Origin of the sequence: Ralstonia sp. SET104 (assembly GCF_003851545.1) — a bacterium.
Lineage (GTDB): Bacteria > Pseudomonadota > Gammaproteobacteria > Burkholderiales > Burkholderiaceae > Ralstonia.
This window is the reverse complement of record NZ_BHVX01000003.1, coordinates 358,237-380,558: the sequence shown is the minus strand read 5'-3', so window position 1 is coordinate 380,558 and position 22,322 is coordinate 358,237. Positions and strand designations below refer to the sequence as shown.

At 62.8% G+C, this 22,322-nt stretch carries 20 protein-coding genes and 3 pseudogenes; 4 read left to right on the top strand and 19 right to left on the bottom strand.

Going from position 1 to position 22,322, the window contains the following annotated elements; translation table 11 throughout:
* Positions 1-47 precede the first annotated feature (47 nt).
* Both PSUB009319_RS06380 and PSUB009319_RS06375 read left to right on the top strand, forming a co-directional pair.
* Complete coding sequence (locus PSUB009319_RS06380) at positions 48-764, top strand: GntR family transcriptional regulator (protein ID WP_124381378.1); 717 nt, start codon at positions 48-50, stop codon at positions 762-764.
* A gap of 9 nt (positions 765-773) precedes the next feature.
* A complete protein-coding gene (locus tag PSUB009319_RS06375) occupies positions 774-908 on the top strand; it encodes an aconitase family protein (protein ID WP_221620959.1) in 135 nt (44 codons plus the stop codon).
* A gap of 27 nt (positions 909-935) precedes the next feature.
* Here the strand turns inward: PSUB009319_RS06375 and PSUB009319_RS06370 are convergent.
* From PSUB009319_RS06370 to pqqA, 8 genes and pseudogenes are all read right to left on the bottom strand, one after another.
* Positions 936-1,331: pseudogene (locus PSUB009319_RS06370) on the bottom strand (transposase); the annotation flags it as partial.
* A 264-nt stretch (positions 1,332-1,595) separates the two neighbouring features.
* Positions 1,596-2,762 (bottom strand): pyrroloquinoline quinone biosynthesis protein PqqE, encoded by a 1,167-nt coding sequence (gene pqqE, locus PSUB009319_RS06365; protein ID WP_124381377.1) that lies wholly within the window; start codon positions 2,760-2,762, stop codon positions 1,596-1,598.
* Complete coding sequence (pqqD, locus tag PSUB009319_RS06360; protein ID WP_124381376.1) at positions 2,759-3,019, bottom strand: pyrroloquinoline quinone biosynthesis peptide chaperone PqqD; 261 nt, start codon at positions 3,017-3,019, stop codon at positions 2,759-2,761. Before pqqD ends, pqqE begins: the two co-directional genes overlap by 4 nt.
* Before the next feature lie 9 nt (positions 3,020-3,028).
* Positions 3,029-3,742, bottom strand: coding sequence for a pyrroloquinoline-quinone synthase PqqC (pqqC, locus tag PSUB009319_RS06355; protein ID WP_124381375.1), 714 nt, complete (start codon positions 3,740-3,742; stop codon positions 3,029-3,031).
* On the bottom strand, positions 3,739-4,665 hold the full coding sequence (gene pqqB / locus PSUB009319_RS06350; protein WP_124381406.1) for a pyrroloquinoline quinone biosynthesis protein PqqB: 927 nt from the start codon (positions 4,663-4,665) through the stop codon (positions 3,739-3,741). Before pqqB ends, pqqC begins: the two co-directional genes overlap by 4 nt.
* Before the next feature lie 98 nt (positions 4,666-4,763).
* Positions 4,764-5,090 carry a cytochrome c gene (locus PSUB009319_RS06345; protein ID WP_124381374.1) on the bottom strand — a complete coding sequence of 109 codons (327 nt, stop codon included), beginning with the start codon at positions 5,088-5,090 and terminating at the stop codon, positions 4,764-4,766.
* Positions 5,077-6,336 carry a sorbosone dehydrogenase family protein gene (locus PSUB009319_RS06340; RefSeq protein ID WP_124381373.1) on the bottom strand — a complete coding sequence of 420 codons (1,260 nt, stop codon included), beginning with the start codon at positions 6,334-6,336 and terminating at the stop codon, positions 5,077-5,079. Before PSUB009319_RS06340 ends, PSUB009319_RS06345 begins: the two co-directional genes overlap by 14 nt.
* A 197-nt stretch (positions 6,337-6,533) precedes the next feature.
* Positions 6,534-6,608 (bottom strand): pyrroloquinoline quinone precursor peptide PqqA, encoded by a 75-nt coding sequence (pqqA, locus tag PSUB009319_RS23410; RefSeq protein ID WP_124381405.1) that lies wholly within the window; start codon positions 6,606-6,608, stop codon positions 6,534-6,536.
* Positions 6,609-7,056: 448 nt separating this feature from the next.
* Between pqqA and PSUB009319_RS06330 the strand changes: the two genes are divergently transcribed.
* Entirely contained in the window at positions 7,057-9,093 is a 2,037-nt protein-coding gene (locus PSUB009319_RS06330; protein ID WP_124381372.1) for a sigma-54-dependent Fis family transcriptional regulator, read from the top strand.
* Positions 9,094-9,206: 113 nt separating this feature from the next.
* On the opposite strand, the gene PSUB009319_RS06325 is transcribed toward PSUB009319_RS06330, so the two are convergent.
* The 3 genes and pseudogenes from PSUB009319_RS06325 to PSUB009319_RS06315 form a co-directional block, all read right to left on the bottom strand.
* Positions 9,207-9,581 (bottom strand): PHA-granule associated protein 4, encoded by a 375-nt coding sequence (locus tag PSUB009319_RS06325; protein ID WP_124381371.1) that lies wholly within the window; start codon positions 9,579-9,581, stop codon positions 9,207-9,209.
* Positions 9,582-9,591: 10 nt separating this feature from the next.
* Positions 9,592-9,708: pseudogene (locus PSUB009319_RS06320) on the bottom strand (IS3 family transposase); the annotation flags it as partial.
* Between the two features lie 165 nt (positions 9,709-9,873).
* Positions 9,874-10,460: pseudogene (locus tag PSUB009319_RS06315) on the bottom strand (acyl-CoA dehydrogenase family protein); the annotation flags it as partial.
* A gap of 148 nt (positions 10,461-10,608) precedes the next feature.
* On the opposite strand from PSUB009319_RS06315, the gene PSUB009319_RS06310 reads away from it, so the two are divergent.
* Positions 10,609-11,526: a LysR family transcriptional regulator gene (locus PSUB009319_RS06310; RefSeq protein ID WP_124381370.1), complete on the top strand. Its 918-nt coding sequence runs from the start codon at positions 10,609-10,611 to the stop codon at positions 11,524-11,526.
* A gap of 15 nt (positions 11,527-11,541) precedes the next feature.
* Here the strand turns inward: PSUB009319_RS06310 and PSUB009319_RS06305 are convergent, their stop codons facing one another.
* From PSUB009319_RS06305 to PSUB009319_RS06270, 8 genes are all read right to left on the bottom strand, one after another.
* Complete coding sequence (locus tag PSUB009319_RS06305) at positions 11,542-12,246, bottom strand: sterol desaturase family protein (RefSeq protein WP_124381369.1); 705 nt, start codon at positions 12,244-12,246, stop codon at positions 11,542-11,544.
* 73 nt (positions 12,247-12,319) lie between these two features.
* Positions 12,320-13,696 (bottom strand): MFS transporter, encoded by a 1,377-nt coding sequence (locus PSUB009319_RS06300; RefSeq protein ID WP_124381368.1) that lies wholly within the window; start codon positions 13,694-13,696, stop codon positions 12,320-12,322.
* Positions 13,697-13,790: 94 nt separating this feature from the next.
* Entirely contained in the window at positions 13,791-15,512 is a 1,722-nt protein-coding gene (locus PSUB009319_RS06295) for a GMC family oxidoreductase (RefSeq protein WP_124381367.1), read from the bottom strand.
* Positions 15,513-15,546: 34 nt separating this feature from the next.
* The gene (locus PSUB009319_RS06290) at positions 15,547-16,353 is read right to left on the bottom strand and encodes an enoyl-CoA hydratase/isomerase family protein (protein WP_124381366.1); all 807 of its coding nucleotides are present in this window, start codon (positions 16,351-16,353) and stop codon (positions 15,547-15,549) included.
* A 6-nt stretch (positions 16,354-16,359) separates the two neighbouring features.
* Positions 16,360-17,934, bottom strand: a complete 1,575-nt coding sequence (locus PSUB009319_RS06285) for an AMP-binding protein (RefSeq protein ID WP_124381404.1) — start codon at positions 17,932-17,934, stop codon at positions 16,360-16,362.
* Positions 17,927-18,463: a (2Fe-2S)-binding protein gene (locus PSUB009319_RS06280; protein WP_124381365.1), complete on the bottom strand. Its 537-nt coding sequence runs from the start codon at positions 18,461-18,463 to the stop codon at positions 17,927-17,929. Before PSUB009319_RS06280 ends, PSUB009319_RS06285 begins: the two co-directional genes overlap by 8 nt.
* The gene (locus PSUB009319_RS06275) at positions 18,460-19,281 is read right to left on the bottom strand and encodes a xanthine dehydrogenase family protein subunit M (protein ID WP_124381364.1); all 822 of its coding nucleotides are present in this window, start codon (positions 19,279-19,281) and stop codon (positions 18,460-18,462) included. The genes PSUB009319_RS06280 and PSUB009319_RS06275 overlap by 4 nt, the downstream gene beginning before the upstream one ends.
* On the bottom strand, positions 19,278-22,319 hold the full coding sequence (locus PSUB009319_RS06270) for a molybdopterin cofactor-binding domain-containing protein (RefSeq protein WP_124381403.1): 3,042 nt from the start codon (positions 22,317-22,319) through the stop codon (positions 19,278-19,280). The genes PSUB009319_RS06275 and PSUB009319_RS06270 overlap by 4 nt, the downstream gene beginning before the upstream one ends.
* Positions 22,320-22,322: the final 3 nt, after the last annotated feature.

Here is a 22,322-nt window from a genome sequence, read left to right as displayed (position 1 = left end):
CACTATTTGAAATTGCGTGCTACGGCACGCGCAAGACTGGCATTGCTATGAAGGCTCTAGCTGTACAACCGAATCTTGTGGAGCAGGTGCGCGATGCACTTCTGGACGAAATCGCGTCGGGTCACTTGTCGCCGGGCGAGCGCATTATTCAGGAGCAAATCGCGCAAGCCTTGGGCGTATCGCGTCAGCCCGTACAGCAAGCACTCCTGCTGCTGCGCAACCAGGGCATGCTTCGAGATGCACCAGGGCGCGGACTGATCGTCGCGCCCCTCGATCCAGACCATGTAAAGCATATCTACGAGATGCGCGCCGCAATTGAGGGGTTGGCATGTCGGCTTGCTGCCGCACAGGGTGCGGATCTGGCGCACAAGCACGGCGCGGCACTGATCGAGGCTGGGCGCAAGGCCGTTGCCAGCGGATCGGTGCCCAAGATGATCGCTGCCGATATTCGCTTTCATGAATTCCTGTACCAACTCTCAGGCAATCCGCTGATCGCGCCAGCCATGGCAGCGCATCTGACCTACACGCAGCGTGTCATGGGCGAAGTCCTGGTCCGCGACCAGAAGCCGCGCGATATCTGGGACCAGCATGCTGCGATATTGGAGGCCATCACGACAGGCAACACCGAAGCAGCTGAATACCTGGCTCGCCAGCATGTCACCCAAGCGTCAAACTTCATGGTTGCGCGATTGCACCAACGCACTCGCGATAGCCAATCCGAAATGGATTCACCGCGCAAGCAAAGCTCTGAGGCCAAAGGGTAGGCCGAGGGGCTGCACAAGATTTTTCTTGCCGCCAGGTTTGAGTGGCGTGAACCGGGCCGCTCGATGTGCCCGGGTATGAACGAAGATCGGCTCTCAGTCGGCGCGCGTTGCGCTTCCATATCCAACCGCAATTTTTGGTGGTAGGCAGGGACCGGGCGCCTTTGTGTTTCGTCAAACGTTAGGGGCGGTTTGGTGTTGGTAAAAGGTTGCGTCGCGCAACACGGAGAACAAGACGTCGCAGCGTCGCCCCGCCAGCGCGATGAGCGCCCGGTTTTGGCGTTCGCCCTGCTGGATCTTATGCGCGTCGAAGGCGCGCAAGATCGGATCTCGCAAGGCAGCGAACGCAGAGTGAAACAATGGGCGTTTGAGCACCTTGTCGACACCCCTTGAGGAGTATTTGCCGCGGATGGACGAGCCAGAGCGCAGTGTGACAGGCGCGATGCCGGCATAGTTATCCAGGTGCGCGGCCGACGCGAAGGGTTTGCGCCCGACTTCGGTCAGGAGTCTGGCGGCGGTCCTGACGCCGACTCCGGGCATGCTCGTCAGGACCGGGTAAAGCGGGTGCGCATGCTGTACAGGCGCTTGCCGACGTCAACGCTGACGAAGACGTCAATGGAATTGTGCTGAAGCGGTTCTTGCATGAAGGTCAGGCGCAATGAAACACATCGGCCCGCAACGTTGGTGGCAAGTCTCGGCATCCACGCTACGGACGGCCTCAGGAAATCCTTGCCAATCCCCTATCAGCGATCACCAGCCAGCCAACCAAAGTTGCAGCCAATTCTGGTCTGGCGAGAAAGAAAATCGTGTTCGTCGCACCGCGCGAGTCCGTCTTTATTCGGTAGGCCTGCATGATGAGAGGCGCAGCGAGTTCGCGTCGCTGCGAAAAACCAAGGGGTACTCGTGCGTCGGGGCGCTGTGCTGTGCGTGCCTGGCATGCAGCACGATCTCCTGCACACGGGCGTGATGGGGGGACTTCTCGCAGACCGGGTCGGCTTGTGTCGCATCGCCGGTCAGCGCAAGTGCCTGGCAGCGACAGCCACCGAAATCCTTATGCTTTTCCGGGCAGGAGCGACAGGGCTCCTGCATCCAAGTATCACCACGGAAGTGGTTGAACGCCTCGCTTTGATTCCAGATTTCAGCAATCGGCGTGTCTGCGACATTAGGAAAGCGCAAGCCAGGAATGGTCTGCGCCGCATGGCATGGCAAGGCGGTGCCATTTGGCGTAACAGCCAGGAACACCGCCCCCCAGCCGCTCATGCAAGCCTTGGGGCGGGACTCGAAGTAGTCCGGCACCACGAACAGGATGCGCAGCCGGTTGCCGAGCTTCTCACGGTAAGCATTCACCACCGCCTCGGCACGCTGCACTTGCTCTCGCGTGGGCATGAGTTGCTCCCGGTTGATCAGCCCCCAACCGTAGTACTGCGTGTTAGCAAGTTCGAGATACTCGACGCCCATTGCCACCGCCATCTCGATGATGCGCTCAACATGATCGAGGTTATGGCGGTGCAGGACTACGTTCAGCACCATCGGATAGTCGTATTGCTTGATCAAGAGGGCAATGCGTGATTTCAGATCAAACGTGCGCGTGTTCGACAGAAAGTCGTTCATCTCACGCGTGGAGTCCTGGAAGGAAAGCTGAATGTGGTCGAGTCCAGCCGCCTTGAGACGGGCGAGCCGGGCTTCGGTCAATCCGATACCCGAGGTGATCAGGTTGGTGTAGAAGCCCAGTTGCCGACCCTCGGCGACGAGTTCCTCAAGGTCGTCACGCAGCAGTGGCTCCCCCCCCGAAAAGCCCAGCTGAGCCGCGCCCAACTGGCGCGCCTGGCGCAGCACGTCGATCCATTGCGCGGTGCTGAGCTCGTCTCGCCGGCGAGCGAAATCAACGGGGTTGTAGCAAAACACGCAGTGAAGCGGGCAACGATGCGTCAGCTCCGCTAGCAGCCAAAGCGGAGGAGGCACAGCCGGGTCGCCAGCAGGCAAGGTTTGCACTTCGGTCATTGGATCCACCCCTGTTCGGCGGCTGCGCGCAGGAAATCCTCCACGTCCTGCTGGAGTCCCGTCGAGCCGAACGCCTGCTCGAGTTCACTCACGAGCGCGGGCAAGTCGCGCGAGCCATCGCAGCGTTTGAGGATTTCTGCGGCACTCTGGTTGAGCTTGACCATGCCTTCCGGATAAAGCAGTACGTAGGCTTGCTGGGCTGGCTCCCATTGCAGCCGAAACATTTTGGCAACGCTGGGCTTCTCGGGGATCGTCATCGTGGCGGCTCAGTGAGTGGGATACGCGTGCTCAATCGCGTCAAGCATCGACCAGAGGACATCGAGTTTGAATTGCAGGATATCCAGGGCGCGCTCTTGCTGCACACGTGTCGTGAAATGTGCCAGTGTCACCTTCAGGCCATGTTCGACATCGCGCTGGGCAAGCGTGATCCGGCTGCGGAAGTAGTGCAGCCCACCGGCTTCGATCCACGGATAATGTTGCGGCCAGTTGGCTAGCCGGTCGCGGTGAATTTTTGGCGCAAACATTTCGGTCAGCGATGAGCACACTGCCTCTTGCCACGGCACGCTCCGTGCAAAATTCACGTAAGCGTCAACGGCAAAGCGTACGCCCGGCACTACATACTTGAGCGACCAGAGGTCTTGCTCAGTTATGCCTGCAGCCTCACCCAGCCGCACCCAGGCCTCGATGCCGCCAGGGCTATCGGCACTCCCATCATGATCGAGAATTCTTTGCACCCAAAGCCGGCGTGTTTCGCGGTCCGGGCAATTGGCGATGATGGCGCCATCCTTGCGAGGGATATTGATCTGGTAATAAAAACGGTTGGCGATCCAGCCCCGAACCTGGTCGGGCGTCAGTTCACCATTGTTCATGCGCACGTTGAACGGATGATGGATGTGGTAGCCAGCGCCCTTTGCGCGCAACTGCACCTCGAATTCCTCGGGCGGCCATGCAGCGTCTGGGCTTGCGTTGGTTTGGCTCAAAGTTCAATCTCCATCCCGTCGTATGCGACCTCGACGCCGTATCGAGTCAGCTCTGCGCGTTCAGCGGAATCATCGTCGAGAATCGGGTTGCTGTTATTGATGTGGATGACGATCTTCCGGCGCGCATCCAGCGTGTTCAGAAATGCAAGCATGCCGGCGTCGCCGGAGAGCGGCAGGTGGCCCATTTCGTGGGCCAGCTTGCTCGACAAGCCCGAGCGCACCATTTCATCCTCGGTCCAGAAGGTTCCGTCCACCAGCACGCAGTCCGCACCAGCCATGGCAGTTGCGATGTGCGGCTCGATGACACCAAGGCCAGGAGCGTAGAAAGTCTTGCGCCCGGTACGCGTGTCCTCCAGCAAAATGCCGATGTTGTCGCCCGGATCGGGCTTGAGCCGGCGCGGCGAGTAAGGAGGCGCCTTACTGCTGAGTGGAAACGGCGTGATGCGCAGATGATGGATACCCGCCACCTCAAAAGGTCGTTGCAGTCCTGCCTCGGTGTCGAGCGTGATCGGCTGCCAATCCGTACCGCAGTAATGCGCCAGCACCTGCGTCAGGGGCAAACGTTCGGTCAGGTCCTCCCAGACCGAAGCTGTGCAATGCACACGCAGCCGCCCGCCTTCGCGCAGCATCATCAGACCGGTGACATGGTCGACCTGCGCATCCATGAGCAGCACTGCGGCGATGCCTGTGTCGCGCGTCGCCCGCCCGGGCTGCAGCGCTGGCGTGGCACGAATCTGGGTCAGGATGTCAGGCGACGCATTGATCAGAAGCCAGTCCAAACCGTTGGTCGAGACGGCAATGGACGATTGCGTGCGCGCCAGCGCACGGACCGTGCCCGCGCGATAACCCGCGCAATTGCGGCAGTTGCAATTCCACTGTGGGAAACCGCCTCCGGCCGAGGCGCCAAGCACGATGATTCTCATGAGCGTAAGACGAAACCGGGCAACGCGCCGCGCGCAATGCCCGCTTGAGAAACCTGGCCAGCGGACGCTGCACCGAAGCTTGGCGCCCGCCGGCAAGACTACGGTGCTTTCACGCTGATCGCGATTGCACTGAAGTATGCAGAGATCGCCTGAATGTCCTGGTCGGACAATCCCTTGGCCATCATTGACATTACCTCGTGCACCCGCCCGCCAGAGCGGAAATCCTGCAGTGCCTTAACAAGGTACTGCTCGTTTTGGCCCGCAAGATTAGGTGCATCGGGTGCCTTCGATAATCCATCCGCACCGTGACAAGCGAAGCATTGTGTGGCCTTGGCGGGTGCACCGGCGCCCGCCGCAACCGCCGGAGCTGTCGCCGCCAGCATCAGTGCTGTGCTAAGACCGAGCAGCCACTTACTCCGCCGCATACGACACCCTGTAGATGGCTCCGGCGAAGTCGTCAGAGATCAGCAGAGAGCCGTCGGGCAGCGTCGCCACGTCTACCGGTCGCCCAAGGTACTCGTTATTCGACGTCAACCAACCCTCAGCGAAGACTTCGGTCTTGCCAGCAGTTCCGTCGGCCTTGACAGGCGTGTACATGATGCGCGCGCCCACCGGCGTTGTGCGGTTCCATGAGCCGTGCTCGGCATTGAACACACCGCCTTGGTATTTGGCCGGGAACATCTTGCCGTGATAGAACGTCATGCCCAGATCCGCTGCGTGTGCCGCCATTTCGACCTGCGGGAAAACAATACCTGACGGCGGCGTTTCGCTCTTGTATTCGACGGTACGGGTATGACCACCGCCGTACCAGGGGAAGCCGAAATTCTCACCGGCCTTCGTCGCGCGGTTGAGCTCGCCCGGCGGGATATCGTCACCCATGCCGTCGACCTGGTTGTCGGTAAACCACAAGGTCTTGTCCTTGGGGTTGAAGTCCATCCCCACCGAGTTGCGCACGCCACGCGCGAATACCTCGCGGTGCTTGCCATCGCGGTCCATCCGGATAATGCCCATCATCCCGACCTTGTCGTACAGGGCGATTTTTTCCTTGGGGGGTACATTGAACGGGTTGCCCAGTGTGATGTAGAGCTTGTCGTCCGGGCCGATCCGACAGGTCCGGGCGGTGTGATTGAAGCTCTCTTCCTCAACTGGGATCAGTTCCCCCTGCGGCACGACAGGTGCCGTGGCAACATCCGGGCTCTCATAGAAAAAATCTGCTGCCGGGAATGCCAGAACGCGATTCTGTTCGGCGACATAAAGCACCCCATCCGGCGAGAAGCAGACGCCATTTGGAATCTTGAAGCTGACAGACGGCGCAAACACTTTCACTTCATCGGCGACGCGGCTCTTGGTGCGGTCAGACACGGCCCACACGCGAGTCTTGCGCGTACCGACGAAAACCACGCCAGTATTGGGGCCAACTGCCATGTGACGCGCGTCTGGCACGATCGCATACAAGTCGATCTTGAAGCCGGGCGGCAGCTTGACTTGCTTGAGATTGGCCTTTAACGCCTCAGCGCGTGCTCCACCTTGCGGCACAGTCTCGATGTTCAACGATGCCCCCGTGCTCTTGAATCCCTCCAGTTTCTTCATGTTGTCCTGCGCCTGTGCGGCAACGCTGCAGGTTACCGCAGCGCAGAGCAATGCCAGTCTGGCGGCAAATTTGCTTTTCATATTCTTGTCTCCTCATGGATTTTTGGAAAAAGACATCCCCACGCAGTCCGCCGAGCGGCTGCGCTTGTACTTCTGCGGTAATCGGGAAGGTCTAGAAGAAAAGCGGCGCCCGTTCACAGCCTGCGTCCGATCTGACACCAAGGTCGTATCGCGCAGTTGCGAACATGACGCCCAACGCTCGTGTAGTCGACCCGCAATCAGCGGTTGGCGATGTACATCGTGATTTCAAAGCCAAAACGCAGATTGGTCGCTTCGGGTTTCTGCCATGCCATGGTTGTCTCCTGTTTAGGTCTGTGAATTGTGACGTTCAGACGGCTTTTGTGATGCATCACGATAGCCACGCCACCATTTGCAAACACCATGCCATCGCCCGGGTCCAATCGCATCACCGTCCATGGCGCAAACGCTTACGTCCCGCAGCTCCTTTGCTGATGCCTGTTGGTCGCGAGCAACGACATCTCGTACCGCGTAGCAGCGCCACTGCAATGGGATGTTCGGCGCTGATCCGCAACGGAACAGGCTGATTCGTTTCGCTCCAGTTGTTCCGCAACGAAACAGCGATATATGGGTGCCAGATTTCGTGCGCAAGGTTTGGCACGCCCGTTTTCCGCCCTGTAATATACGAAGCAAACGCCCTACAAGAAGGGTGCGACTCGCCCATCCAAGCGGGAGCAACCCGGCCATCAGTGCGCACGATCAGACGCACCATAGGAGACATAGATGCCTGGCGCCCCCAGCGACCCTGCTCCGACCAATAATGCGCGCGTGAGCCAGGTCTCAAGCGCCTGGAACCTGCTCGATGCCCCCCTCAGCGGCACATCGTGGCAACGGCAGCATGCGGCCGTCATCGAGCAGTCTCATCGACGCTCCACCACCTACGGTCTTCAAGTCACGGACAACCCCGACTTCAGCGCACTGAGCAAGGCGGCGCTGTCGCTCGCAATCGAGCAGAACCGTACGCTATATGCGTACGCTTTGCCGGTCATGGAAACCCTTTACGAGCAGATCAGTCATCACCACAACATCGTGCTGCTCACCGATGCCCAAGGCGTGATCCTCCACGCGCAGGGCGACAAGGACTTCCTGGAGAAGGCCGACCGCGTGGCATTGTCGCTGGGGGTGACGTGGTCCGAGCGCCTGCGCGGTACCAATGGCATCGGTACGGCACTTGTAGAAGGGACGCCCATCCAGGTCAGCGCCAATGAGCATTATCTTGGCGTCAACCATATCCTCAACTGCTCTGCGGTCCCTCTTTTTGACGCATCCGGAAAGGTCACGGGTGTGCTCAACGTCAGCGGAGATCCGGGAAATTTTCCGGCGCACACCATGGCGCTGGTCCGGATGTCAGCGCTACAGATTGAAAATCAGCTGTTCGCTGCGGCCAATCCCGACTGCATCACGCTGCACTTGCACAGCCGACCCGAATTGATCGGCACGCTCATGGAGGGGATGCTGTCTTTTGGGCTGGATGGGCGATATCGCGCGGTCAATCGAAGCGCCCTGTTCCAACTCGGGCTGACCCCGTCGGCATTGGCCGGGCACACGCTGGAATCGCTCCTTGGGCTCAGCGTGCCCGCGCTGTTTGATCACTATCGTTCGGCAACGCCCGATCCGCTGCGAGTGCATCCTGCCAATGGTGTCAGCCTGTATGCCAAGGTCTCGATCCGTCAACGTACCGATTGCGGATCGCTACTACGCCCGCTGTCTGCAGACAAGGTGGGACAGGAGGCCGAGTCGCGTGCCGGCGCTGCGAGCCCGGTCAGTGCTCGGGCCACCTCAGGGCTGGGCCAGTTGGACACCGGAGACCCGGAAATCGCAAGAGTGATCAGCAAGCTCAGAAAATTCAACGGCCGCGATATCCCGACCCTGATCATCGGCGAGACTGGTACCGGCAAAGAGCTCCTCGCCCAGGCTATCCATGAGGATTCCCCCCGCTGCGCAGGCCCGTTTGTTGCCGTCAACTGTGCGTCGATTCCGGAGACCTTGATCGAGTCGGAGCTCTTCGGGTACGAGGAGGGCGCGTTCACCGGAGCCCGCCGGCGCGGCAGCCTTGGCAAGATCCTGCAGGCAAATGGCGGAACGCTGTTCCTCGACGAGATTGGCGATATGCCGCTGACGCTGCAGGCGCGATTGCTGCGTGTGCTGCAAGAGCGCATCGTCACCCCCCTGGGCAGCGCCAAGGCGATTCCAGTCAATGTCGCATTGGTTTGCGCAACCCATCGCAATCTGCGCGATATGATCGCCCGGGGTACATTCCGCGACGATCTGTACTACCGATTGAACGGACTATTGGTCAAGCTGCCGCCCTTGCGCCAGCGGCGTGACTTCGAGGCGGTGCTCAATCGCCTCCTGGTTGGTGAGCACAACGGTCAGCGCTTCCGGGTTGCCCCCGAAGTCCTGCGCCTGTTGAAGACATACGACTGGCCGGGGAACATACGCCAACTGGTCAATCTCGTGCGTTCGGCAATGGTCATGGCCGAGGGCGATGAGATCCAGCTGGATGATCTGCCAGACGATTTCCTGGAAGATGTACTTCATCGGGAGCAACCGGCGCAGGAGCCACCGGCACACGACATGCTGCCGGTATCGGCAGACCAGGCGACGCTGGATCTACTGGAGTCCTCGCTCATCCGGCAGGTGCTCAAGTCAAACGGCGGTAACGTTTCAGCAACTGCGCGCACGCTGGGCGTCTCACGCAATCGTATATACCGAAAGCTCCAAGCACTTGGCGCCGTGCCTTTAAGCAGTCCGCGCTAGTAGCTAGTCGGCCCTGAACAATTCGCCCCCTCTGTCGGCCTCCTACCATCGCCATGGCTGGACCGCAATGGTTCAACTGGGCAACAAGACCCAGGGCGTAAAACCTAACCGAGCTATTCGGCCCAGAGCGCATCTCTGTCTCGTAGCAGGTGGCCGGCGAGAATGTAGTCGCCAAGCGCCGTCGCCTTGGCTTCGATCTGCCCCAACTGCGCGGCTGGTGCGGCGTCCAGATTGAACTGGCAATACAGGTTCCGTTGCCGGAACGTCACCTTGGGGTGCGCCACGCCGGCAACCAACGCGGCCAGCGACTGGACGGCGATACTTTCGTGGCCGCGGAACTCTACCTGTATGCCGGCCTTCTGGCCGATCCGCCCCAGCTCGATCGCATCTTGCCAACCGGATTCGTAATCCAGTTCGACGACTGCGATACCACTCGTCATGAGCAGCCGCAGCGCTTCCTCCCGGGTACCAGCACGTGCTGTTGCCACCTCATTCCCCTTGCAGCACGTCCTGCAGCATGGCCTTGTCCAGGCTCAGGTCCGCCGCCAGCCGCTTAAGCTTCGCATTCTCTTCCTCAAGCTGCCGCATCCGGCGCAGCTCCGAAGGCCCGACGCCGGTGATTTCGATACTCCGACCCAGGACAAGGTGGCCACGGCCGCCGACGGCACGCAATAATTACCCGTGGAGGGAGCGCCACCGCGCCCTGTCCGCACTATCTAATGGAGGGGACGCGTTCAATAAGGGGATTGCCGTCATCACCATTTTCGCTAAGTTCGCTAATCATGATTTTTTGCCTTTGAGGATGTGCTTGGCCAGACTCCACCGGTGCACCTCTGAGGGGCCGTCATAGATCCGGAAGCCACGCAGGTCTGCAAAAATGCGCGCCACTAGGTTTCACCGGTCACACCCTGGCCGCCAAGCACCTGTACGCAGCGGTCAACCACGCGCCAGAGCGCTTCGGAAACAACCACCTTGGCCCGGCTCGATTCTCGCAGCGCCAGTTCGCCCTGGTCCAGGACCCAGGCGCAATGCCAGGTCGTCAGACGGGCGATGTGCAGATCCATGTCGTTGTCGGCCAAGGCAAATCCAACGCCCTCGTGCTGTCCGATCGGCTTGCCAAAGGCTTGGCGATGGCGAGCGTAGTCGACAGCAATGTCATGCGCGCGTCGTGCCGCCCCAAGCCATCGCATGCAGTGGGTCAGCCGCGCGGGCGACAGACGCACTTGCGCATACCGGAAGCCCTGACCGACTTCGCCCAACACGTCTTCCGGTTCAACCTTCAGACCCTCAAATCGCACCACGCCGTGCCCGCCCGGAAAACAGCGATCCAATGTCTGCATGGAGCGCTCGACGACGATGCCCGCTCGCGGTCCTCGCCACCCCGTCGTTGGCCATAGCCGACGTTCAACGAGGACCCTTTGGACGTCAGGTATATGGCGTGTTGGCGATACGACGCCCACTTCATGAAAGACGGGGCGCGGTACTATCTTCGTCGGCCCTGTATGCCCCTGTCCCATGGAACTGAAGCAGATCCAGTACTTCATCGCGCTTTTCGAAGAAGGCACCGTCACGCGCGCCGCCAAGCGGCTCAACATCGCGCAACCGGCGCTCAGCATGCAGATCGCCAAGCTCGAAACCGAGATTCGGCAGAAGCTCTTCGAGCGCGGGCCGCACGGCATGGCGCCGACCGAAGCCGCACGGTTGATGTACCGCCTTTACACGCCGATCATGCGCGACATCGATCACGCACGGGAGCACCTGAGTCGTCGCGATGTCATCGTGACGGGCCACGTGTCGCTGGGGATGGTGTCGTCAGAGGCGCAGAGCGTATTGCCCGAATCGCTCGCCCGATTCGATGCGCTTTTCCCGCAAGTCGAAGTGTCCGTCGCCGATGGCTTCAGCGCGCAACTGATCGACGCTGTCGAATCTGGCCGGCTCGATGCCGCCATCATCAACAAGCCGCGCGGACGGCTGACGCTCCACGTAGAGCCTTTGCTCGTCGAAGAAATGGTGCTGGTGACGAGCGTGGTGCACGGCCCAGAGCTGCCCGACGCAATCGATCTCACGCAACAGTCGGGCATCGAATTCGTGTTGCCCACGCGCCGCAACGGCCTGCGCGGCGCGCTCGATGCCGCGCTGATGGCGGCCGACGTCGTCATCCAGCCGAAGTTCGAGATCGATCTGCTAAGCACCATCGTGCAGTTCGTTGAGCAGAGCAGTGTCGCGACAATCCTGCCGCGCGTCGTCGTGCAGGCGAAAGTGGACGAAGGGCGCTTGCGCGCACGCACGATCGCGTCGCCGCCGATTGTGCGCCACATCATTCAGGTGACGCATCCGAAGCGGCCGATCGGGCCGGCCGCGCAGGCATTGATCGCGATCATCACCGAGGAAATCCGGCGCGTGACGGCGGGCGCGCCGGCGCTATCGCCATAACGATGCGAGCGTGGATCAGCCGCGTCGCTGGGTCGTGCGCTCGCGCGACGTGTGCGACGCATCGCTGCGCGTGCCGAAGAGCCTATCGCAGATCGGAAACGTGAGATTGAAATTCTGCGTCGCCATTTGCTCGGGATCGTGATGCGTCACGTGCAGGCGACGCACGGTGTTGATGAACGGAACACGGTCGAGAAAAGGACTGTCCGTGACATGCGAGAGCGTGTGCAGCCCTTCGTACATCAGGTAGTACGCTGCCATGGTCAATAGCGCGATATAGCCTGCATTGCGTGAGAACACGAAGCCGATCAACAAGGCGAGCGGCGTGGCGGCGAGCACGAAAGCGACCGGCGCAAAGGGCGGAAACAGCAGCGCGCGCCAGTGCCTGTGTCCCTTGTACTCGAGCGTCACATGCGTGAAAAAGCGGTGATGCACGGCGCAGTGACGCTTGTAGACCATGCTGAAGTATTTGGTCGGCCGATGCAGCACGTACCGGTGCGCGGCCCATTCCGCCCAGTTGCCGAACAGGAAGAGCGGCACGACCGCGAGCCATTCCGCGAACGTCGGCGCGTGAAGCTGCGCGGCGCAATACAGGATCACCGCCGTCGTGAACACGAGCGTGAAGCCCAGATGCATCTCTCCGCGATACCACCACGGCGTCGCCTCGACATATTCGTCGCGGAACTTGTAGGATCGCGTGCGAACGTCCTCGTCATATTTCATGATGAGCGTCTCCTGTTTTTACTACCGGAAGATGCGGGCGCGTTCTTCGCGCGCCCGGTTGTGACTGCGCGCTTCAGGATGGATTGCGCGCCGCGCTGTTCTCGAGCTTGCCGAGCGTCTCGGGCACGACGAACGCGCCCACGAGGAAGATCACGCTGATTGCGCCGACGAAGATGGCGAGCGTCGACGGCAACTGGCTGGCGTCCTTGGCAACCAGCGAAACGAAGGTCGGCATCATCCCGCCGATGGCAAAGCCGATGTTCCATGAAAGGCCGGTGCCGGTCGCGCGGATCGCAGTCGGGAATCGCTCGTTCAGGAAAATCAGGATCGGCGCGTAGCCCGCGCTGCCGAGCGCGGAGAGCAAAACCGCGTACACGCCGATCATCGTGATGCTCTGCGCGGTGGGCAGCAGCAGGAACAGCCCGGGCAGGGCGATCAACCGGATGATGCCGATCCACACGAAAGCGCTCTTGCGCCCGATGAACGTGCTCAAATGCCCGGCTGCAACCGATGCGGCCACCACCGCGATGCTGCAGATCATCAGGATCGCGGCGGCCGCGCCGTTCGGCGCATGGCTCACGACCTTGAGGAACGTCGGCAGATAGCCCGACGTGAGGTAGTAGCCGCTGCCGCCGCCGACGGTGAGAAGCAGGTTCACGAACAGCACGCCGCGATAGTCGCGCGAAAAGAGCGTGCGAATGGGCGAGCGCACGACTTCGACCGGCGCGGTTTTGATCTGCGCGGCGGCTCTGGCGGCTTTTTCCGCGGCGAGCTTTTTCCAGAGCGGCGATTCTTCGAGGCCGTTGAACACGAACAGACCGAGCACCGAACTCAAGATTCCGGTGAAAAACATGCAGCGCCAGCCCCATACGTCGAAGAGCTCGCCGGGAAAGAGCGACGACATCGCAAGATACGTGAGCGACGCGAGCAACGCGCCAAGGCCGGCGCCGCCGCCCCCGATCAGCCCGGACACCGCGCCGCGATACTTCGGTGCGACGGATTCGGTGCCGATCGTATGCGTCGATGCCACCACGCCCCCGACGAACACGCCCTGCACGAGACGCAGCAGCAAGAAGAGAATCGGCGCGACGAAACCTGCCTGCGCGACGGTCGGCAGCACGCCGAACGCCGCCGTCGAAAGCCCTACGCCGACGACTGCGACGATCATCGCACCCTTGCGGCCATGACGGTCGGCATAAGAGCCGAACAGCGCAGAACCGAGCGGGCGCATCAGCAGCGTCACCGCGAAGGACGCGTACACCGCCGCTAGCGAGAGCATCGCGTGTTCGGACGGAAAAAACAGACGCCCGACAACTGGCGCCACATACAACAATACGAACAGGTCGAACAGGTCGAGGGCCCAGCCGAGGCACGAAGCCATCACGGCGCCCATAATCTGGCGCTGATTAACCGGAAGCACGGCGGCCCCGTCTTGCGTTGCTACGGACATTTGCATCTCCTTGTGTGTCACCGGGCATCTCTCGATCGCCCTGTGTCGCAGGCGCGCTTTTTTTATGCGCGCTCTTGTCGAGGTTGAAAAATCGTCAGTGCGCGGCGCCGAACGGCGGTGCCGCGCTCGCCCGTCGCTGGGCAACCATCGCATCGGCGATTTTCTCGGCGATCATGATGGTGGGTATGTTCGTATTCGCCGATGGCAGTCGCGGCATCAGCGATGCATCCACGACGCGCAGCCCGCGCGTGCCTCGCACGCGGCCTTCGGTGTCGGTGACGGCGTCGCGGTCCTGCGCGCCACCCATGCGGCAGGTGCCGCTCGCATGCCACACACCGAATACGTTCGCACGAATGAAATCGGCGAGCGCGCGGTCGTCGTGGATCAGCGAAGCCATCTTCAGGCCGCGCGTGAAGAAGCGTTCGATCAGCAGACGCCGCAGCGGCGCGGGCGTGTCGAGCAGCGCGCCGAGGATCGAAGTCAGAAGCGCATTGCCTTCGCCGACCTTGCTCAGCGCCTTCACGCGCGGCGAGAAAGCCGCCGGAAAGAAGTCGCGCGCATCGCGTCCCAGACCCGATGCATCGACAATGCCCGCCAGCATCCGCACGCCCACGGCGAGCCGTTGCAGATCGCGTTCGTCATCGAGCAGATTCAGATCGACGCGCGGTGCGGCGGCCGCATCGGGCGAGCCCAACTGCACGCGGCCACGCGAGTACGGCCGGTTGCACCACAGGAAGAAGAGGCCGAGCCGGTTGCCAAGCGCATGCCACGCGGCGCGCGTCGCGCTCGACAGATACAGGTCCGACTCGTCGCAGCGCGCAACGCCTGAACTCATGCGCGCGGCCATCATGCTTGCGCGGCGTCGTGCTAGCGGCACGCGAAAGCGCAGCTCGAGAAAATGACAGAACGTGAGCGACGGATGATCCTGCAGATTGCGTCCGACGCCCGGCAAATCGACCGTACATGCGATACCCATCGCCATGAGTTCGCGCGCATCGCCGATGCCGGCGCGCATCAGCATCGCCGGCGACTGCAATGCGCCCGCGCTCAGCACGACTTCGCCCGCATCGAAACGCACGCGCTCGCCGTTCGCCGCAATCGCGACGACACCGCGCGCCGTCGTGCCTTCCATCAGGATGCGTTCGACGCGCAGATTCGAATGGATACTGAGATTCGGGCGTCGGCGCGTGGCTGCGTCGAGGTAGGCGATGGCGGTCGACACCCGCTTGTCGTCGATGTTGGAGAACGCGCCCGGGAAGAAGCCGTCGCCGAACTCGCCGTTCTGATCCTGCAATTCAGGCAAGCCATTGGCGCGCAAACCCTTGGCGAACGCATGACAGAACGCCGGCCAGTCTTTCGGCATGATGCGGCGGATCGGGATCGGACCATCGCTGCTGTGCAGTTCGTCGCGGGGGAAGTCGACGTCGCGTTCGAGCTTGCGGAAGTAGGGCAGCACATCGCGCCATGACCAGCCATCGGCGCCGCTCGCGGCCCATTCGTCGTAATCGCGCGGCAGGCCACGATTGGCCGACTGCACGTTGATGCTCGACCCGCCACCCATCACGCGGCCCTGTTCGTAGACGCGCGGCGCGGCGTCCCTGGTGGCCTTTGCCTTTAGATCGGGCCAGATGTAAGTGTCGCCGCAGAAGACTGGCATCGGATAGCTGTCGAGAATGGCCGCAGGCACTGCGCCAGGCGGCGTGTCGGCGCCGGCCTCGATCAGCGCGACGCGCACAGTCGGTATCGCCGACAGCCGATGCGCGAGCACGCATCCCGCCGAGCCGCCGCCCACGATCACGTAGTCGAAGCGATCCATCACCTGTCTCCCCTTATGTTCGCCGCGCGGCGTATCAGGAACCGCGAAACACTGGCTTGCGCTTTCCGTGGAACGCTTCCACGCCCTCGCGGAAGTCGTCCGACGCGCGCAGCCGGCTATAACAATGCCCTTCGAGTTCGATCGCAATGGAGAGCGGCGAGTCTTCCGTATCGTTCAGCAGCTTCTTCGCGGTGCGCTGCGCGAGCGGCGAGAACGCGCGCAGTTCGTCGACGAGCGCATCGGTTGCCGATTCGAGTTCCGCATCCGCGACGCAATCGACCGCGATGCCCCACTCGTACGCCTGCTTGCCCGGAATGCGGCGCGAGCGCATCACGATGTCCTTCGTGCGGCCGATGCCGACCATCGACTGCAGACGCGCCGAGCCGCCCGAGCCGGGAATCTGGCCGAGCTTCTGCTCAGGCAGCGCATAGAAGGTCGTATCGGTGACGATGCGGAAATCGCACGCCAGCGACAACTCGAAGCCCACGCCGAAGCAGAAGCCGCGATTCGCCGCGATCACCGGCTTCGAGCACCGCGCGGGCGCCGCGATGTTCCAGGCGAGCTTCGATACGTGCTCCGGCGAGGCTTCCAGAAAGCCCTTGATGTCGCCGCCGCTCGAAAAATGCTCGCCATTCGCGCGCACGACGATCACGCGTACGCGGTCGTCCTCGTCGAGGGCTTCGAACGCGGCGCGCAACTGCTCGCGTGCGTGCATCGAAATGATGTTGAACGGCGGCCGATGCAGGACGATGTCGGCGCGCTCGCGCTGCGCGTCGATTTCGACCGAGAAGCCGTCCAGGTCTTGCAGCAGCGTCTGGCCGCGATGGTTGAGATCCGTCATTGTGGGTTACTCCTTGGTGGTTTCTGTAGGTTGCGCGACCTGCGCTTTCGAATCGGGCGTGTACTCGCCTGCTTGCAGCTTGCGGCGCAGGATCTTGCCGACCGGCGACTTCGGGATGTCGTCGACGAAGACGTAATCGCGCGGGCGCTTGAAGTTGACGAGGTCGGACTGGCGGCACCATGCATCGAGCGAGTCGGAATCGACGTACTCGCGGCGCTTGATGAATGCAACCACGCGCTGGCCCCAGCGCTCGTCCTTGACGCCCGCGACCGCGACTTCATCGACTGCGGGATGCAGCGACAACACCGATTCGATATCCACTGGCGAGATGTTTTCTCCGCCGCTGATGATCATGTCGTCGACGCGGCCCGTCACGTACAGATCGCCGTCGCGGTCGAGATAGCCCGTGTCCCCGGTGAAGTACCAGCCCTCGCGCAAGCACTTCGCATTCGCGTCCGGGCGATTCCAGTAACCTTCGAAGGCTTCGTCGCCGAGCAGGTCCACGATGATCTGCCCTTCTTCGCAGACTTCGGCGATCTCATCGGGCGAGAGCGCATCGAGCTTCACGACGCGAAGCCGCGTATTGATGCCCGCGCGGCCCGCGCTGCCGGGTTTCTTTGTCGCGTCCTGGTCGATGCTGAACGTGTAGACCTCGGACGAGCCGTAGTGATTGACGAAGAGCTCCGGCTCGAACGCGGCCAAGAGGCGCTTGAGCAGGCCGTCGTTCATCGGTGCGCCCGCGAAGCCGAGCTTTCTCACCGACGACGTGTCCGTGCTTGCGAACGCGTTGTCGGCGAGCAGATCGTGATAGAGCGTCGGCACGAGATAGAGGCAGGTGAGCGCGTGCTTCGAGATGCAATCAAGCGCGAGCTTCGCGTTCCAGCGCCTCACGCAGACGAAAAGGCCATCGACGAGTGCCATCGCGAGCAGCGAGCGCACGCCCATCGTGTGATAGAGCGGCATCACGCCGAGCGTCCGTTCGCCGCGCCTGTACAGGTTCTGTGCGACATGCGCTAGCGCGGCCGCGCGTTCATGCCGATGCCGGCGCGGCACGCCCTTACCTCTGCCCGTCGTGCCGGACGTGTACAGGATCAGCGAGATGTCGTCGGCGGTGGCGTGCGTCGTGGCGGTCACGTCGCTGCTGCGCGTTCGCTCGACGATGAGCGCATTGAAGGTGGTGGTGCCACCGGGTGCATCGTCGAGTCCGACGCGCGGCACTTTTTGCGCAGCGGCGCTCTGCGCGACGGAATCGGCGCTGACGGGTTCGTAGACGATCGCCTTTGCCCCCGCGTCGGTCACGCAGTAGTCGACCTCTTCCGGCTTCGCGCGCCAGTTGAGCGGCACGATCACGATGCCCGCAAACTGTCCGGCCCAATGTAGCGTCGCCATTTCCCAGCGGTTTTGCAGCACGACGAGCAACCGGTCTCCGCGTTGCAGGCCGAGCTCGCGCAGGCCAACGGCGACATTCAAGATCATGCGATGCCACTGCGCGTACGTCAGTTGCACATCGCCATCGACGAGCGCGAGCGCGTTCGGACTGCGCTCGACGCTTTGCAGGAACGTGCGTCCGAGATCAAGCATGTTCGAGCTCCTTCGTGCTTGTCTCGGCCCGGCGGCGCGCCGCCACATCGAGCACCGCGGCCACGATGGGCGTGTAGCCCGTACAGCGGCAGATATGACCCGAGAGCATCTCGCGCACTTGCTCTTCGGACGGATCCGGCACGCGCTGCAGATAATTCGCGCACGACATCAGAATGCCCGCCGTGCAGAAGCCGCATTGCAGCGCGTGATGCCGCTGGAACGCCTGCTGCAGGTCGCCAAGCGTCTGATCGGGCGCAAGGCCTTCGACGGTATCGATATGCCGCCCATCGGCTTGCACCGCGAGCATCAGGCACGAGCGTGCCGCAACGCCATCGACCTGCACGGTACATGCGCCGCACACGCCATGTTCGCAGCCGACGTGCGTGCCCGTCGCGCCGAGCTCGTGCCGGATGAAGTCCGACAGCAGTTCGCGCGGCTCGCAATCGCCACTTCGTTCGCGGCCGTTCAGCGTCAGCGCGATGCGCTGCGCTTTGCCGTGCCGCATGATGGTGTCCGACATCTTGCTCACTTTGCCTCCTCGATCACGCGCCATCCGAGTTGCCGGACCAGATTCCGGCGATATTTCGCGCTGATGTGCGCGTCGTCCTGCGCGTTCAGTTTCCAGCTCAAATCGTTCAGTGCGCCGCGCAGGTCGTCGCCCTGCAGACGCGGCCATTGTTCCGTCACCGGCCGGTCCGCGACGCCACCGACTGCAATACGGATCGAATCGTCGGTGACCACGGCCGCGCACGCGACGATGGCGAAATCGCCGTGTCGCGCAGAAAATTCCGCGAACGCATAGCGCTCGCCCGGTTTGCACAGCGGGAAGCGCACTGCTTCGACGAGTTCATCGGGCTCGCGCGCGGTCATCAGCATTCCCTGAAAGAAGTCCTGCGCCGCGAGCGTGCGGAGCCTTTTTCGCGAGCGCAGCATCACGTCGCCGCCGAGCGCCGCAAGCACGAGCGGCAACTCCGCGCTCGGGTCCGCATGTGCGATCGATCCGCACACGGTTCCGCGATTGCGAATCTGAAAGTGCGAGATATGCGGGAAGGCCATCGCGAGCAGCGGCGCTTCGTCGGTGAGCGTGCTGCGCCATTCGACGCTGCCTTGCGTCGCCGCGGCGTTCACGACGAGATGCCGCGCCTGCTTGTCCACGCGCACGGCATCGAGTTCGGCCGTGCGCGAGATATCGACGAGCACCTTCGGCTGCGCGAGCCGCATATTGAGCACGGCCATCAGCGACTGGCCGCCCGCCAGCACGCGGGCGTCTTCGCCGTATTGCGCGAGCGCGTCGAGCGCGTCTTGCGCGGTCATCGCGCGCAGGTAATCGAAGGGTGCGGGCTTCATGCGTGTCTCCTGAAACGTGCGAGGAGTCTTGCGATCCACGATCCGTGCGCTTGCACGGGCTTGCCCGCCGCCTGCCGTCCGAGCGATTCGAACAACTGCTTGAGCACGACCTTGGCTGCGCCTTCGAGCATGCGGCCGCCGACCGCCGCGACCTTGCCTGACACCTGCGCCTCGTAGTCGTATGTGAGCCGCGTACCGGTGCCTTGCGGCGTCAGTTCGACGAGACCGCTGCCGCGCGCGCTGCCGAGCGGCGAGATTCCCGCGCCAGAGAGTCGAAGGCGGCGCGGCGCATCGATCTCCGACAAGCCGATACGCGCCTCGAAACGCGCCTTGATCATGCCGACGCCGACGGTCACGTCCGCGCGATACTGGTTCGGCGCCGTCTCTTCGAGTGCGTGACAGCCGGGAATGACGTTCGCGAGTGCCTTCGGATCGAGCAGCACGGCGAACACGGCTTCGGGTGTCGCGGGCAGGTCGACCGTGCCCTGCGCCGTCAGTGCGCGACCGCCGCCTGGCGTCGCGGGCTTCGTGGTGGGCGCTTCGCGATATTCCGGACGCGACGGTTCGGGATCGTCCATGCCGATCATCGTCATCACTCTGGGCGGCGTGAGCGGCAGGCGAATGTCTTCGACGCCGAGCGCATCCGCCACCGCATTCGCGATGCACGGCGGCGTGCTCATGTTGTTGCCTTCGCCGAGGCCCTTCGAGCCAAGCGGCGTGAAAGGCGAAGGCGTCTCCAGATGCACGATCAGTGGATCGGGCACTTCGCAGGTCGTCGGCATCAGATAGTCGGCGAGCGTGCCGGACTGGAAGCTGCCGTCCGCGCCGTAGCGGAACTCTTCCATCAGCGCCGCGCCGACGCCTTGCGCGAACGCGCCCCGAATCTGGCCATCGGCGAGTGCGGGATTGAGGATCGTGCCGGCGTCGTGCGCGGTCACATATCGATCAATGCGAACGCGCCCCGTCGCCCGATCCACTTCGACCCCGCACATGTCGAACGCGAAGCCATACGCCGCCGACGTATTGATGCGGTCCTGTTCGTCGGGCGCATCCATGTGCGGCGGCGACCAGAACACGGTCTCGCGCAGGCCCGGCTCTTCGCCCTCTGGCAGGAGCGCAGGCGCCCAGTGCGGCGCATTACTCGCGGCGCGCGCGAACGGCAGCGCGCGGTCTTCGGCGTGGTGCGGAAAGACGCGCGCGCCTTCGAAGCGCACGTCGCCGGGCGCGCAGTTGAACTGCTTCGCGAGCACGCGCGCGAGCTTGTCGCGCACGCGGGTCGCAGCGAGATGCACCGTGCCCGCCACCGCGCCCGCGAAGCGGCTCGAATAATTGCCCGCTGCGACGGACCAGGCGTCTTTGTGCGTATCGAATTCGACGTTGACGACGATGTCCTTCGGATCGAGCCCGAGCACATCTGCGACGACTTGCGCGCACACCGTCATGTGGCCTTGGCCCGCGGGTGTCGATGCGATCGTGACGACCACGCCACCGAGCAGATCGACGCTGACGGTCGCGCTCGCGATCGCGCCGTTCTTCGGCCCGGCTTTTTTGCGTGCGTCGGCGGGCATCACGGTCGTGATGTAGCCCATGTTCGATACCGACGGCTCGACGATCGCCGCGAAGCCGATGCCATACAGCCGCCCTTCGTTGCGCGCGGCGTCGCGGCGCGCAACGAGTTCCCGGTATCCGCCTTCGTCGAGTGAACGGCGCAGCGCTTCCTGATAATTGCCCGAATCGAGCAGCGCGCCTGCCGCCGCGCGATACGGAAATGCATCGGCGGGAACGAAGTTGCGGCGATACACGTCGAGCACATCGAGCTTCAGTTCGATCGCGATGCGCTGGATCAGCCGCTCCAGCGCGAAATACACTTGCGGCCCGCCAAAGCCGCGCACGAGCCCCGTCGGCGTCTTGTTCGTCAGCACGACGCGATTGCGCACGAGCAGATTCGGGATCGCGTAAGCGCCCGTCAGGCAGCCGTGCATCCGGTAGAACGTCGCGGGCTCGGGCGCGCGCACGTAGCCGCCCACGTCTTCCATCTGGTCGTAGGACAGCGCGACGATGCGGCCATCGGCTTCGACGGCCGCTTCTATCGTTGAAAAACGCGCCGTCGCCGATGTGGCCGCGCTCAGGTGTTCGAGTCGATCCTCGACCCACTTCACCGGCGCACCTGCCTTGCGCGACGCCAGGCACATCAGCACCACATACGGAAACACCGCCTGCTTCACGCCGAAGCTGCCGCCGGAATCGCGCGGCGCCTTGTGACGCAGGCGATTGGCAGGCACGTTCAACGCCATTGCCATGACGGCGTGCAGGGAGAACGGCCCCATGAAATTCGACGTGACATCGTAGCCTTCATCGCCCGACAGATACTCGGCGACGACCACACCGCACTCAATAGGCGCGCAGGTGTTGCGCGGATAATGCGTGACCAGCTTCACGCGACGCGGCGCACGCTCGAAGGCCGCTTCGGGCTCGCCGTAGCGGAAATGCCGGTCGCTGATGACGTTGCTGCCTACGCGCTCGTGCAGCACCGGCGCATCGTCCTTCGCCGCTTGTTCAATCGACGTCACGGGATCACGCATCGCGTAGTCCACCTTGATGAGATCGAGCGCGTCTTCCGCGAGTGCACGCGATTCGGCCATCACGACCGCGACCGGCTCGCCGACGTAGCGCACACGGTCCATCGCGAGCGCCCACTGTTCCATCGGCGATTTCACGCCGACGACAAACGGTCGCGACCACGGACGCAAATCGTCGCGCGTCAGCACGGCGCGCACGCCGGCGAGTTTCGATGCGGCTTGCGTATCGATCGACAGGATGTCAGCGTGCGCGTGCGGCGAACGCAGAATCGCGGCGTGCAGCGTGCCCGGTTTGACAGCGAGGTCGTCGCCATAGCGGCCACGACCCGTCAGGATCGCCGGGTCTTCGAGGCGCTGCATCGGGCGTCCGATGTGACGCTGCGGTGTGCTCGCTTCGCTCGCCTGGTTGTCAGCGACGCGCGCGTCCATGTCGGCGAATGCCGTTTCGCGCTGATTCATGAC

What these genes read in the sequence shown, in the direction of transcription:
- PSUB009319_RS06380 (WP_124381378.1), top strand. Translation starts at nt 48, where the DNA reads ATGAAGGCTCTAGCTGTACAACCGAATCTTGTGGAGCAGGTGCGCGAT.
- PSUB009319_RS06330 (WP_124381372.1), top strand. Translation starts at nt 7,057, where the DNA reads ATGCCTGGCGCCCCCAGCGACCCTGCTCCGACCAATAATGCGCGCGTG.
- PSUB009319_RS06310 (WP_124381370.1), top strand. Translation starts at nt 10,609, where the DNA reads ATGGAACTGAAGCAGATCCAGTACTTCATCGCGCTTTTCGAAGAAGGC.
- PSUB009319_RS06340 (WP_124381373.1), bottom strand. Translation starts at nt 6,336, where the DNA reads ATGAAAAGCAAATTTGCCGCCAGACTGGCATTGCTCTGCGCTGCGGTA.
- pqqD (WP_124381376.1), bottom strand. Translation starts at nt 3,019, where the DNA reads ATGACGATCCCCGAGAAGCCCAGCGTTGCCAAAATGTTTCGGCTGCAA.
- PSUB009319_RS06345 (WP_124381374.1), bottom strand. Translation starts at nt 5,090, where the DNA reads ATGCGGCGGAGTAAGTGGCTGCTCGGTCTTAGCACAGCACTGATGCTG.
- PSUB009319_RS06305 (WP_124381369.1), bottom strand. Translation starts at nt 12,246, where the DNA reads ATGAAATATGACGAGGACGTTCGCACGCGATCCTACAAGTTCCGCGAC.
- PSUB009319_RS06295 (WP_124381367.1), bottom strand. Translation starts at nt 15,512, where the DNA reads ATGGATCGCTTCGACTACGTGATCGTGGGCGGCGGCTCGGCGGGATGC.
- PSUB009319_RS06300 (WP_124381368.1), bottom strand. Translation starts at nt 13,696, where the DNA reads ATGTCCGTAGCAACGCAAGACGGGGCCGCCGTGCTTCCGGTTAATCAG.
- PSUB009319_RS06270 (WP_124381403.1), bottom strand. Translation starts at nt 22,319, where the DNA reads ATGAATCAGCGCGAAACGGCATTCGCCGACATGGACGCGCGCGTCGCT.
- PSUB009319_RS06290 (WP_124381366.1), bottom strand. Translation starts at nt 16,353, where the DNA reads ATGACGGATCTCAACCATCGCGGCCAGACGCTGCTGCAAGACCTGGAC.
- PSUB009319_RS06275 (WP_124381364.1), bottom strand. Translation starts at nt 19,281, where the DNA reads ATGAAGCCCGCACCCTTCGATTACCTGCGCGCGATGACCGCGCAAGAC.
- pqqE (WP_124381377.1), bottom strand. Translation starts at nt 2,762, where the DNA reads ATGACCGAAGTGCAAACCTTGCCTGCTGGCGACCCGGCTGTGCCTCCT.
- PSUB009319_RS06285 (WP_124381404.1), bottom strand. Translation starts at nt 17,934, where the DNA reads ATGCTTGATCTCGGACGCACGTTCCTGCAAAGCGTCGAGCGCAGTCCG.
- pqqB (WP_124381406.1), bottom strand. Translation starts at nt 4,665, where the DNA reads ATGAGAATCATCGTGCTTGGCGCCTCGGCCGGAGGCGGTTTCCCACAG.